Origin of the sequence: Mesobacillus jeotgali, assembly GCF_900166585.1 — a bacterium.
GTDB lineage: Bacteria > Bacillota > Bacilli > Bacillales > Cytobacillaceae > Mesobacillus > Mesobacillus jeotgali_A.
On the sequence record NZ_FVZC01000009.1, the window covers coordinates 1513555 to 1525529 of the forward strand.

Here is an 11975-nt window from a genome sequence, read left to right on the forward strand (position 1 = left end):
AAAGGCCATGAAACATGGCCTAAAATTGTTATCTGCACTCCTTACCTTCCTTCATAAGGAATTTCATTCTCATAAGCCGATTTGAAGGTGATGATCAATTCGTCTCTATGTGATTCATTGTTAATTAGAATATCTCCATAAACAGGAACAATTGAATGCCACTTTCGCTGATTGTTATGTCGTGATATGAATAGATAGCTCTCACCTTCCTTCAGTAGCTGATCATTTTCAACTAATAACAGCTTATTTCCTTCATATCCTCCCTGTTGGTTCACAATTATCATGCCTTCCAAGTGGCCTTTGATATTTTCTGCGACCTCGACCCGGAATTGGGTTTCAAGCATGCCATCTTCATTACTAGTTCCTTCCGCTTCTATTACCTTTCCTACAAAAACATTATCTGCCCAGCCAACTAGTTGATTATGATCCGAAATATCAAATGCATAACTGGCCTGTAAATTTTGTATTTCTGGATTTTTAGGAGGTTGTTGTAAAACCAGATCAGAACCTGCCGCCGAAAATGCAATGATTGCAGCGATAGCCGGCGCTGCGATTAGCATCCATCTTTTGTTTGATTTGCTGCCCATTTCGTTTTTTGCCATTCGAACACCCAGTTCACTTCTTGCGCTAAGTTCATCAGGTATCTCTATCTTGCTTACTTCTGAAAATATTTTATTGTTCATTTGCCTCTTCCTCCCTAATATTCTGTCTTAGTTTTCCAAGGCCTCGATATAGAATGGTCTTTGCTGTGCCAAGGGGGATGTGAAGCGTGTCTGCTATTTCCTTAAGAGTTAACCCTTGGAAGAACCTTAAAAGAATGACACTCTTTTCTTCCTCCTGCAGTTTTCCTATCAAATCTTTCAATGTAACTTCAGAAAGTAGGTCCGCTTGTGAATCTTCTGTTGAATAAATCTCAAACTCCGGCTTTAAAGGTACTATGTTTTTTCTTTTTCTCAATATATCAAGTGAACAGCTGATTGCTATTCTGATCAGCCAGGTTTTAAAATATTTAGGTTCTTTGAGCTCCTTGATGGACTTAAACGATTTGTAGGCAGTTTCCTGGACAACATCCATAGCGTCATTCTGATTTTTCACATAGATGTAGGCCATCCGGTAAATATCCTGCTCATATTGCTTGAAAAGCTCCAAAAATGCTTTATCATTACCCCTCTGAGCATTCTTTATTAAATTCAGCAATAGATGCACCTCCTTGTATACTTTGTTATCCATTAGACGGTAGATTCGCCATTTTGGCTTTAATTTCCTGTAAAAAAATCATTTGCCGGCATATCTGCAGAAAGTCAGTAAAAAACACCCTTCTAAAGAAGGGTGTCCTCAAGTTAATATCGTGAATTTTTTCCATGTATCAGGCAGAAGAGCTTGATATTTAGACTGTAAGTAACGGTCATCGATCAAAAGAATCCGGCCTGTATCATATTCAGACCTGATCAGTCTTCCGCCCGCCTGGAGTACCTTGTTCATTCCGGGAAAGACATACGCATAATCATAGCCATTCTTACCCAACGAAGCAAAATGCTTTTTAATTAAATCTCTTTCAAAACCAAGCTGAGGCAGTCCAACGCCAATAACCGCAACCCCATTAAGCCTGTCCCCTTTCAAATCGACACCTTCGGAAAATACACCGCCAAGCACAGCAAAACCAACAAGAGATTCATTATTGTCTACGGTAAAAGATTCAAGAAATGCTGCTCGTTCGGCCTCGTCCATCACAGTTCCCTGCACAATGGTGGGTATATCCTCATTTAAAAAACTCCATTCCTCAAGTACCATATTTAGATATTGATAAGATGGAAAGAAAAAGAGGTAATTTCCCGGAAATTCCAGAACAAGATCAGTCAGGGTTTTGACAATTGGTTGAATCGAATCAAACCTTTCCCTGTACCTTGTTGATAGAGGTTGGATTCTCACATCAATCTGTTCACTAGAAAAAGGAGAAGGGATCACAGCAGTATAATCGCCAATGCCCCCACCAAGCATATCTCTGTAATAACCCATTGGACTAAGAGTAGCCGAAAAAAGGATTCTTGCTTTGAAACCTTTCCCTGCCTGTTGAATTAAATAAGAAGGGTTCATGCAAAACTGTTTTAGTTTAACCTGGCTCTTTTCGATTTCTGCATATAAAATGAACCGTTCATCATATAATTTGCTGATCCTTAGCCAATTTTGTGCGATAAAATAAGTTTCAAGCAAGAGGTCCGGGTCGGTTGAATTTACTTTAAGCAGTTCTTTTTCTGCATGTTCAATAAATTCTGCTGCCAACTGATTCAATTCCTCGAAAGGTTCACTGTACTTCATTGTCTTATTGGGTTCAGCCTGTTTTCTAATACGGATAAAATAATCATTCAAATGCTTGGATACCTCATGCAGATGAACGTTTTTTCCTTTATATTCCCTCTTCAGCTGGAGAAAGGCTGATTTCTCAATGGTCGCAGAAAACATATCCCTGCCTCTGTCAACAAGATTATGGGCTTCATCTATAAGCAGTACTGTTTTCTTTTTTTGTTCATCGAAAAGCCTTTTCAGAGAGATTTTTGGATCATATATATAATTATAATCACAAATAACAGCATCTGCCGCATATGCAAGATCCAATGAAAATTCAAATGGACAAACTTTATGCATTCTTGCGTACTGTTCTATACAGTTTCTATCGAGGGAAAGTTCATTCCCAAGCATATCAAGTACTGCATCGTTGATTCGATCGTAATATCCCTCTGCAAATTCACACTGATCCTTACTGCATATTCCCTCCCCTGTAAAGCAAACCTTATCCTTTGCAGTAATGGTCACAACTTTCATACGCAATCCATTTTCAGTCATAAGTCTGAAGGCTTCCTCTGCAGTCTGTCTAGTCGTTGTTTTCGCAGTCAAATAAAAAAGCTTTTGAATCTGTTCCTCCCCGATTGCTTTTATGGCTGGAAATAGGGTCGATATAGTCTTACCTATTCCAGTGGGCGCACTGGCAAATAATGTTCTGCCGTCCTCGATAGTCTTATAGACAGATCCGGCTAGCTGCCGCTGACCCTGACGATATTCTGGAAAAGGAAAGTCCAGTTCTTTAATGCTCAGATCCCTTTTCAAGGCATGTTCCACTCGCACAAGAGCATAAGGAGCAAAAGCAGAAACCATCGCCATGATAGATTTCTCCAGCTGTATCCTGCTTAATGACCTCTTGAAGACTTTCTTATCACCAGAATTTTTATGGACATAAGTCAGCTGTATATCAATCTCTTCAAGATCATGTTCCTGTACGTACATATAGCCATAGCACTCAGCTTGTGCCCAGTGAACAGGATTAGTGGTTTCCTCAATCCTATCCAGTGGTAAAGAAGTGGATTTTATTTCATCAATGATGATACTCTCCCCTGACAATAACAAGCCGTCACAGCGGCCCTCTATGATAAATAAGAGGTCATCATAATAAATTTCTGTTTTTAAAAAGACTTCGCTCTGATCCATTTCCTGATATGACTTTTGGACTTCACGATGAATCCTGGAGCCTTCGGCGAATGAAGAGGACGTCCTAAATCCTGATTCAATGCTGCCACTTTTATATACATACTCAGCAAGCGATCTGACCGGAATTTTTATCACATGCTTCATGATCCGCCCTCCTCCACTAGCTCTTAATAATATTATAGTACATATGTTCCTATATATTCAATGACATAAAAAATCCGTCCCAGAAAAGACTGGAACGGATACATATCTTATTACCAATGGCGTGTATTTTCAAGTAAATTGTCGATCTCAATCGGGTTCAGTGTAAAGCTCAAATCTTCTTCAGCGATTTCCATTGTATCTTCCAACAGCTCGTCAATATCCATGCTAATTCTTCCCATACCGAACCTCCTCAGTAAGTTTCCGCCGAATATTGTCTAATTCGGCCTCGTGAAAATAGTTCGTATATTATATGAGGGTTCTGGGGGTCATTTAACGGTCTTAAAATTTTCCCAAGTTGTTGTAATATAGCTGGCCAATTCATTCTGATGTCATCTAAGTGAGAGTTTAATGATTTAAAGTTTTGGAAAAAACAAAAAGGCCCTGATAAATGGCCTTTTTAAGATTCTTATACTGGAGGGAGAATTGGTGGCATGCCTGCTACTAACACACCTAGTGCCATTGCACTTGTCATTAATGCAGTTAACATTTTTTTCATACAAAGTTCCTCCTTAATTGATTTTTTCTATATATTTTACTGCTTGATCAAACCTTCCCAACTGCCGATAGTGGTTTGACAGCATTTTGTAAAACCAAATTAATTCTTCACTTTTACCATCACTTTCTTCAAGAAATGGTATTACTTTTGTTTCTGAGTAGTCTAAAGATTTTTCTGGAGAGTCCAAAGTCATCAAATAGTAATTTGCTAACATTCTATATTTGCGGTTTTCTGTGTGCTTAGACAATTGGTATACTTCCTCAAAGGATTCCCTTGCTTTTTCTTCATTTTGCAGCTCATAATGGATTTCCCCAATTGAATAAAGAGTAATCAAATAGTGTTGTGTTCCTTTTGTTTGTATAGATAAGCTTTTCTCAAAAAAGAAAATTGCCTCTCGATAGTTCTTAAGCTTTTTTTGAAGATAACCCATATTGTGATAGATTTCAGGTAATAATTTTTTTTCCTGTAAAATCTCTGCATTTCTGATGAGATTTTTATAGCAATCCTGAGCTTCTTCATAAATCTTAGAGTTGGTATAGTTAATACCAAGCAACATCAACACATGAAGAATTCTTTTAAAATTGTGTTCTTCCATAAATTCTTGCAGAGCCATCTTTCCATAATAAATAGCATATCCTAAATCATCAAGAGAAGTTTTAGCCAAAGCACGATGATATAATAATTCTCCATCAGGTATGTCGAACTTAGATCCCCTGCCTATGGTATCTAAGATCTCATCTGCTTTCTTATATATTCTCTTCTTTAATAACATTACAGCATGCAAATAGGAAAATAAAGCCATTTGAGGTTGGGAAAATATTTTCTTTTGTTTCTTTAATAATTCGTATTGTTCTTTGGCTGCTGTTAACTTTCCTTTAAAAATTAAATACCTGAATTTTGCAAGCTCATATGTATGTAGATATGTAGTAAATGGAATAATCCCTTCTAATTCCTTTAGCATTTCCATTGCTGTATCTGCTTCTTCATCCTGAATAAAATCGATTTTTTCATTAAGTTCTTTAATGAGATGTTTAATCTGTTCCTCATTCTTTGATATGGATGCAAGGTTGACTCCCAGCCTTTCGAGCAGAAGACCGATTGTTTCTCCATTTGCTTCTTTTGAATTGCTTTCAATTTTGCTCAAGTGTGGAACTGAACATATGCCATTAGCCAGTTCCTTTTGTGTTAAACCTTGCTGGATCCTGTAAAATTTAATTAGTGGTCCGAACTGCATACGTTCACCTACCGTTTTCTTATTAATCTACCATCTTTTACAATAATTTAAACAGTACAAAAGTACTATTTTTCAAAAATTCTATATATTATAAATTGTTTCTTCATATATTACCTCAATTAAGTAAATAAAGCCACCCGGATTAATCAACCCGGATGGCTAGCCAATGTGTGAATTGAATTTACTTTACACGCGGGAAGCCGAAACCTGATGCGTAATCATCACCAGTCGCAGCGCCCGTTCCACCTTTGATGTCATAAAGTTTAGCACGTCTTTGGATTTCACTGCGAAGCTGTGCGTTAGTCCATGATTTATTTGCTGACCATAGTTTAGCTGCTAATCCGGAAATATGCGGTGTTGCCATAGAAGTACCGCTCATTGTCGTATAGTTCCCATCTACTGCTGTAGAGTAGATTCCGCCGCCTGGTGCGGAAACTTCAATATCTCTTTCCTGGATGTAATAATCACCGTCAGTATTTGGGTTGCCACGTGAAGAGAAGTCAGAAACTTTATGGGTACCATTTACAAATGAATTATCCAGTGAAGCTACTGCAACTGCATTTGTTAATGCACCAGGGTAACCAATTGTGTTGGCGCTTGGACCGCTGTTTCCTGCAGCAGCAACGACTAGAGCACCTTTGCTGTATGCATAATCAACTGCACTGGCAATCATTGAATCCTTACCGCTTGATCCCAGGGACATTGAGATTACTACACGGGTCCCTGTACGAACACCTTCATCTGCAGCATGTCTGATAGCACCTGCAATATCATCAGAGTATCCAGATCCATTGTCACCCAAGACTTTATAGCCCCAAAGTTCTGCCTGAGGTGCAACTCCATAAATACCAGCTCCATCATACCCGCCATTTGCTACAGCAGTACCTGCAACATGGGTTCCATGTCCCTGTCGGTCAGTACAAGATCCATTGACCAGTGATGATGTTGTTTGGGTGAAATCCTTACATTGTTCCACATTGTCTGTCAAATCAATATGGTTTCGGTTGATGCCAGTATCAAGAACAGCTACCTTGATTCCATCCCCGCCACTAGTAGCCTGAATATAGTTATCGTTATAAATTGCTTGAATGCCCCATGGTGTCTGATCAGACGGATATGCGGCCTGAGCAGTGTAGTCACCTTTGCCTTTACCGTTCCCTTCTACCCTGGCATCGACAGAATGCGTTCCAACCTGAGATACTTCAATATTTTTATTTTTTAATAATGCCTGATATTGCTTGCCGTTCACTTCCGTCGTAAAGCCTTGATTCCCGAAATCCCAACGCTTACCGTATTGTTCTTTTACTTTTGCTTTTTCTGCACTCGGACCCTGGATTAACACTCGATAAGTATCCTGGCTTTCCTGTGGACCTGCACCGAAAGCCCCTGTAGCAAACATTGAAACACCCATTGCCAAACTAAGTACTGCGGATCCGATCATTCTTTTCTTCTTCATTCTTTTGCTCCTCTCACCCTTGAAAAATTTACAGCTTGCGGCTGCAGAATTAAGTATATTGTAAATTTTCTGTATTTATCAACAACTAACCATGCATTCATGTTTGGGAAAAATGGCAGCTTAAAACCTAAATAGCATCACTAATTACCAATTTTTCCCTAATTAAATTACCAATCAAATTCCGTACAAAACAGACATATCCAATTCGACTGCTTCTATATGTTTCTATGAAAAATTATGTATTTTGGATTACTTCCTATCACTGTAAAAATGGTAAAAAGGAAATGTACCTTATTGGGAAAACGCTTGCTTTAAACATTAAAAATTTACTTTTCGGCATAAAAAAACACCTCGATTTTCACCGAAGTGTTCTACTCTAATTTGATATTTTAAAGGCTTTGCTTAAACTATTCAGAAACGGAACATCAGGAACTGTTCTAGAATGATTAAGGAAAAAAGCATGATTTGGTTTTACTCCAATAATAGACGGCTGGAGCCCCATCAATTGGAGTTCGGTAACCAATGCAACAAATGCCTCCACTCCCTCAATGGTTAGCTCTCCAACACCATTTAGATCAAACAGGATATCCTCATATCCTCCATCTTGCGATTTATTCAGTACCCTGCTGCTATTTTGTCTGATCAATTCTTCATCCAAGTCTCCAAAAAGCGGTACCAAAGCTGCTTTCTTGGTCAATTTTATAAATGGACAAGATAGGCTTTTGATTTCCATTAAGGATTTTTCAACCTGCTCTTTCTTTTTAAGCAGTTCTAAATCCGTTTCTGCGAGCCTGGCCCTGTGTTTATGGACTATACTTTCCAATTCTGATAATCGATGGTCTTTTTCAATGCAAATAACATGGCCACTCTGTTCATGCCAATTAATACAAATATCAAACAAGGCATATGGAGAGTCTTTTGTTTTCATAATTAATTCGCCTTCTGTCCTGCCATCTTTGTTATTTAAAAGGCTATTAATTTTGTTATGGCTTTCCCAATCGACTAGATCGAGAAATTTTTTCCCAACAGTAAAAACCTCTTCACTTGCTGCCGAACAGGCAAGAATATTATATTCTGCATCTATCAAAAAATATGGTAATGGTAAATATTTAAGATCCGACATTAAATTTCACTCCATGCTGGTGGCGGTCAAGCCACTTTTTCACGTCTTCCAGGTTTTTATGGAAAACTGTACGTTCTGATCCGTAGCGATGAAACTCATATTTCTCCAGCAGTCTGCCTCCAACTATCACGATTGGCTGATTTGGGAGCTTTTCCAGCGCTTTAATATATGGGCTCAGATGTTCAGCATGATAAAGGATTGAAAAAGAGAGACAAACCACGTCTGGTTTCAACTCTTTTGCAGCTTTCACGACATACTCAAGCGGCAGATTCGGTCCATGGTATTTTGTTTCCCAACCATATTCATTGAACAGCTGGCTGGCCATTTTGAGGCCAAGGTAGTGCTGCTCACTTTCAACACAAAGAAACATCGCTTTTTTCCCATTCAGGGAAGTTTGCTGTTTTCTTCTTTTTTCCCAATTATATCGAGCAAGCAGATAATCACATGTAGCTGTTGCCAAATGTTCTTCAGCTACTGTAATTTTGTTGGTCTCCCACAGATAGCCGATATGCCTCATTGCCGGTGTGATGATTTTTTCGTAGATATATAAACTTTCTTTTGAAAGGTTTAACTCTTCTTCAATTAGTACCCACGCATCATCCTGATTCCCTTTGAGCAAAAGATGTGCTAGTTCTATGGCTTTTTCCATCGGGATTCACCTCATTCTGGTGTTATTATTCACTTTTTAAAGAATTAATCGCAGTTTCAAGCATTTTAACATATATCACTGAATGTTCGTCTTCATTCATTTTTTGAAAAGCGGTCTTCAGTCTTGCAAAATTATCAACCAGATGTTCGGTTTTCATTCCTCTGGAAGTTAATATCCCGTCTAGCCAATGTGCATAATCAACAAAATATTTTTCTTCATCCATCTCTGCAGCTGCCTGCAGATACTTAATATGGTGTTCGTTGTCCTCCCTGCATTTTTGCCGTCCACGCTCCCCATATTTCTCCAGCAGGTCGGGGTAATCCTTATATATTCCCTCTGTTACGTCCTCTATAACCGCCAATAGGTTTGACTTGTTCATTTTGCCACCACCTGGTACCGCCCAACAGTGGGACGAATTGCCGCAAGTTCCTGGTCCGGGTAATTTTTTTCAAGTTCATGGACTTTCTTATATGCATCACTTGTAATATAATTTATGTAATTTTCCTTGGAATCCCATGATATTTGAACAGTCAATTCTGTTGGTTTGTTTTCATTCTGTAGCAATTGGAAGGAAATGAACCCTTCATATTCATCTACCAATCTTGATCTTTTTTGATAGATGCCAATCACTTCATCCACTTTCCCCTCAGGGATAATTACTGTTGAATGAACGATATACATGTTCTATCTCCTCCTGTCCTTTTCTGCAAACATAATACAATTATACATTTCCTTATACACCCTATCAAATTAAGCTATTTCAAAAAAATCATGTTAAAAAAACCCTTGTTATTTTTCGTTACTTAGAATATCATACTTAAAAGTTATTAAAAGGGAGATTTTGGTATGATTCGAAAACTTAGAGACACAGATAACCAAGAAGTAATGCGTTTTTTAAAGGAGGAAGCTGCATTAAACCTCTTTATCATTGGAGATATTGAGGCGTTTGGGTATGATTCTGATTTCCAGGAATTATGGGGTTACTTCGAAAATGAGCAACTATCCGCGGTATTGCTTCGATTCCATAACTCTTTCATTCCTTATGCAAAAAATGACAAGCTTCCAGTAAATGAATTTACCGAGATAATCAAGGCATACCCAGAAAAGGTCTTTTTATCAGGGAAAAGTGAACTTGTTGAAAAATTCGAGAACATAGCGGGGCTGGAACTTGGTAAAAAGCAAGTGACATATTTTGCGGAATGCTCAACTGATTCAGGCTTAGAAGAAACTGATTTAGACATTTTAACTGCTAGTCCCGAGGACGCGGATCGAATCATTGAGCTAAGAACACAAATTGAAGAATTCTATCCAAATCCAAATGCTCGAGAAATTTTTTTACAATCTCTAAAATCCGGCACTGGCAGAACCTACTTCATTGAAAGGGACGGAATAGTGGCAGCATCTGCGTCAACTGCGGCAGAAAATTCAATGTCTGCAATGATTGTAGGCGTTTGTACACATAAGGAATACCGGAGAAAAGGGCTGGCAACTGCCGTAATGCAAAAGCTGTTCAAGGATGTTATGGCTGAAGGAAAGCTACTTTGCCTATTCTATGACAATCCTGAAGCTGGAAGGATATACAAGCGTCTGGGATTTACTGATATCGGCCAGTGGACAATGTATAGATAAATTTCAGGGCTGGATGTCGTCATCCAGCCCTTTTTTTAGTTTCTGGCAACCTTGGCAATTGCTTCAATAGCTTTCTGGATATCATCTTCATTTACATCATAATGCGTTACAAAGCGTACAAAGGTTGGACCAAAGGTTCCTGATATCACTCCTTCAGATCGCAGTTTGTCCACGAATAAATCTGAGGTGATATTTAAATCAGCGACATCTGCCACAACAATATTTGTGTCTGGCTGCCGAGCAAGCTTCATTCCGGGTATAGATTCGATAGCTTCAGCAAGGACTCTCGCATTCCATTGATCTTCACCAAGACGGTCTTTCATTTTTGTCAATGCGATCAATCCTGGTGCAGCAATAACACCTGCCTGCCTGAGCCCCCCGCCTAATCGCTTTCTCCATTTACGGGCAGTTTTAATAAAATCGAAACTGCCGGCTATGATCGAGCCAACTGGAGCCCCCAATCCCTTGGACAAACATATTTGGACAGTATCAGTGTATTTAGCGAACTCCTTAACGTCCACTCCCGCTGCTGCGGCAGCATTGAATAATCTAGCACCATCAAGATGTACAGGTACTTTTTGCGCAGATGCTATATTGTATATAGCTTCCATATTTTCAACCGGAACGACTGCTCCTCCAGCACGATTGTGGGTATTTTCAAGGCAAATTAAGCCGGTTTCAGGAAAATGGATATCTGCAGTGCGAATTGCATTTATAACGTCCTTTGGATCCATTGCCCCTCTCTGCCCTGGAATAGTCCTTGTCTGGACTCCTGCGAGTGCAGCTACTGCTCCTGATTCATAGTAGAATATATGCGATTCTTCTTCTAGCAGCAGTTCCTGCCCTGGTCGGCAATGCGTCAGCACAGCTATTTGGTTTCCCTGTGTCCCGCTAGTAACAAATAAAGCCGCTTCCTTTCCAAGCAGCTCAGCCGCAGTTTCTTCTAATTCCCTTACAGTAGGATCCTCTTGGTAGACATCGTCCCCTACCTCTGCAGTATACATAGCTCTGCGCATTTCCTCAGTTGGTTTTGTAACCGTGTCACTTCTTAAATCAATCACTTCTTACCCCTCTTTTCTATGTTAAATGATATTACTTTTATTCTAACAACACATTCTGCAAAAAACTAACAGTTTCTTTTCCCATTCGGTCGGGTAATTCTTTTACAAAGGCTGATGATTCAATTCCAAATGATTGAATCTGGAAACAGCAATTTTTAATAGAGCCTTTATAAACTATTCAAATCGGAGGTTATAAATATGAATATAGAAAAAGTAATGACTAGAGACGTTGAATATTGCACGCCTGATACACCAATTCATGAGGTAGCCGCAAAGATGAAGGAGCTTGACGTAGGTGTAATGCCTATTTGTGAGGGCGACAAATTAGCAGGCCTTGCTACTGACAGGGATATTGTCATAAAAGCGGTGGCTGAAAATGCTTCAATGGATTCACCTATATCAGAGGTTATGACAACCGATCCTGTCCGAGGCACTATTCATATGTCTGCAGAGGAAGCAGCCGACCTGATGGCGGATGTGCAAATACGCAGACTGCCTATAGTAGAAGATGGCAAAATGATCGGGATTGTTTCATTAGGGGATCTTGCAGTAACAAACCAGCTGGATGATGAGGCAGGAAATGCTCTAGAAGAAATATCCACTCCATCCGCTCCTGAAAAGTAAAACAATAAAAAACCCCGTC

General features: G+C 39.2%; 13 protein-coding genes. 2 read left to right on the forward strand and 11 right to left on the reverse strand.

Annotated features, from left to right (window positions below; all coding sequences use genetic code 11):
• Positions 1 to 41: 41 nt before the first annotated feature.
• From B5X77_RS17640 to B5X77_RS17680, 10 genes are all read right to left on the reverse strand, one after another.
• Complete coding sequence (locus B5X77_RS17640; protein WP_079509246.1) at positions 42 to 683, reverse strand: hypothetical protein; 642 nt, start codon at positions 681 to 683, stop codon at positions 42 to 44.
• Positions 673 to 1206 carry a sigma-70 family RNA polymerase sigma factor gene (locus B5X77_RS17645; RefSeq protein WP_306807383.1) on the reverse strand — a complete coding sequence of 178 codons (534 nt, stop codon included), beginning with the start codon at positions 1204 to 1206 and terminating at the stop codon, positions 673 to 675. The genes B5X77_RS17640 and B5X77_RS17645 overlap by 11 nt, the downstream gene beginning before the upstream one ends.
• Before the next feature lie 129 nt (positions 1207 to 1335).
• Positions 1336 to 3624 (reverse strand): ATP-dependent DNA helicase, encoded by a 2289-nt coding sequence (locus B5X77_RS17650; RefSeq protein WP_079509248.1) that lies wholly within the window; start codon positions 3622 to 3624, stop codon positions 1336 to 1338.
• 110 nt (positions 3625 to 3734) lie between these two features.
• Positions 3735 to 3863 (reverse strand): hypothetical protein, encoded by a 129-nt coding sequence (locus B5X77_RS23830; RefSeq protein ID WP_257391846.1) that lies wholly within the window; start codon positions 3861 to 3863, stop codon positions 3735 to 3737.
• A gap of 330 nt (positions 3864 to 4193) precedes the next feature.
• Entirely contained in the window at positions 4194 to 5414 is a 1221-nt protein-coding gene (locus B5X77_RS17655) for a helix-turn-helix domain-containing protein (protein WP_079509249.1), read from the reverse strand.
• Positions 5415 to 5595: 181 nt separating this feature from the next.
• Positions 5596 to 6870 carry a S8 family peptidase gene (locus B5X77_RS17660; RefSeq protein ID WP_079509250.1) on the reverse strand — a complete coding sequence of 425 codons (1275 nt, stop codon included), beginning with the start codon at positions 6868 to 6870 and terminating at the stop codon, positions 5596 to 5598.
• 376 nt (positions 6871 to 7246) lie between these two features.
• Positions 7247 to 7993, reverse strand: a complete 747-nt coding sequence (locus B5X77_RS17665; RefSeq protein WP_079509251.1) for an STAS domain-containing protein — start codon at positions 7991 to 7993, stop codon at positions 7247 to 7249.
• A complete protein-coding gene (locus tag B5X77_RS17670; protein WP_079509252.1) occupies positions 7980 to 8642 on the reverse strand; it encodes a cobalamin B12-binding domain-containing protein in 663 nt (220 codons plus the stop codon). The genes B5X77_RS17665 and B5X77_RS17670 overlap by 14 nt, the downstream gene beginning before the upstream one ends.
• Before the next feature lie 25 nt (positions 8643 to 8667).
• Positions 8668 to 9021, reverse strand: coding sequence for a globin family protein (locus B5X77_RS17675; RefSeq protein WP_079509253.1), 354 nt, complete (start codon positions 9019 to 9021; stop codon positions 8668 to 8670).
• The gene (locus tag B5X77_RS17680) at positions 9018 to 9323 is read right to left on the reverse strand and encodes an antibiotic biosynthesis monooxygenase family protein (RefSeq protein WP_079509254.1); all 306 of its coding nucleotides are present in this window, start codon (positions 9321 to 9323) and stop codon (positions 9018 to 9020) included. Before B5X77_RS17680 ends, B5X77_RS17675 begins: the two co-directional genes overlap by 4 nt.
• Before the next feature lie 165 nt (positions 9324 to 9488).
• On the opposite strand from B5X77_RS17680, the gene B5X77_RS17685 reads away from it, so the two are divergent.
• On the forward strand, positions 9489 to 10271 hold the full coding sequence (locus B5X77_RS17685) for a GNAT family N-acetyltransferase (RefSeq protein ID WP_079509255.1): 783 nt from the start codon (positions 9489 to 9491) through the stop codon (positions 10269 to 10271).
• A gap of 35 nt (positions 10272 to 10306) precedes the next feature.
• Here the strand turns inward: B5X77_RS17685 and ltaE are convergent, their stop codons facing one another.
• Positions 10307 to 11332, reverse strand: coding sequence for a low-specificity L-threonine aldolase (ltaE, locus tag B5X77_RS17690; protein WP_079509256.1), 1026 nt, complete (start codon positions 11330 to 11332; stop codon positions 10307 to 10309).
• Positions 11333 to 11530: 198 nt separating this feature from the next.
• On the opposite strand from ltaE, the gene B5X77_RS17695 reads away from it, so the two are divergent.
• Entirely contained in the window at positions 11531 to 11956 is a 426-nt protein-coding gene (locus B5X77_RS17695; protein WP_079509257.1) for a CBS domain-containing protein, read from the forward strand.
• Positions 11957 to 11975: the final 19 nt, after the last annotated feature.

Bases quoted from the DNA above. Each gene is read 5' to 3' on its own strand.
- B5X77_RS17675 (WP_079509253.1), bottom strand. From the start codon at position 9,021: ATGAACAAGTCAAACCTATTGGCGGTTATAGAGGACGTAACAGAGGGA.
- B5X77_RS17665 (WP_079509251.1), bottom strand. From the start codon at position 7,993: ATGTCGGATCTTAAATATTTACCATTACCATATTTTTTGATAGATGCA.
- B5X77_RS17670 (WP_079509252.1), bottom strand. From the start codon at position 8,642: ATGGAAAAAGCCATAGAACTAGCACATCTTTTGCTCAAAGGGAATCAG.
- B5X77_RS17695 (WP_079509257.1), top strand. From the start codon at position 11,531: ATGAATATAGAAAAAGTAATGACTAGAGACGTTGAATATTGCACGCCT.
- B5X77_RS17655 (WP_079509249.1), bottom strand. From the start codon at position 5,414: ATGCAGTTCGGACCACTAATTAAATTTTACAGGATCCAGCAAGGTTTA.
- B5X77_RS17680 (WP_079509254.1), bottom strand. From the start codon at position 9,323: ATGTATATCGTTCATTCAACAGTAATTATCCCTGAGGGGAAAGTGGAT.
- B5X77_RS17660 (WP_079509250.1), bottom strand. From the start codon at position 6,870: ATGAAGAAGAAAAGAATGATCGGATCCGCAGTACTTAGTTTGGCAATG.
- B5X77_RS17685 (WP_079509255.1), top strand. From the start codon at position 9,489: ATGATTCGAAAACTTAGAGACACAGATAACCAAGAAGTAATGCGTTTT.
- B5X77_RS17640 (WP_079509246.1), bottom strand. From the start codon at position 683: ATGAACAATAAAATATTTTCAGAAGTAAGCAAGATAGAGATACCTGAT.
- B5X77_RS23830 (WP_257391846.1), bottom strand. From the start codon at position 3,863: ATGGGAAGAATTAGCATGGATATTGACGAGCTGTTGGAAGATACAATG.
- B5X77_RS17650 (WP_079509248.1), bottom strand. From the start codon at position 3,624: ATGAAGCATGTGATAAAAATTCCGGTCAGATCGCTTGCTGAGTATGTA.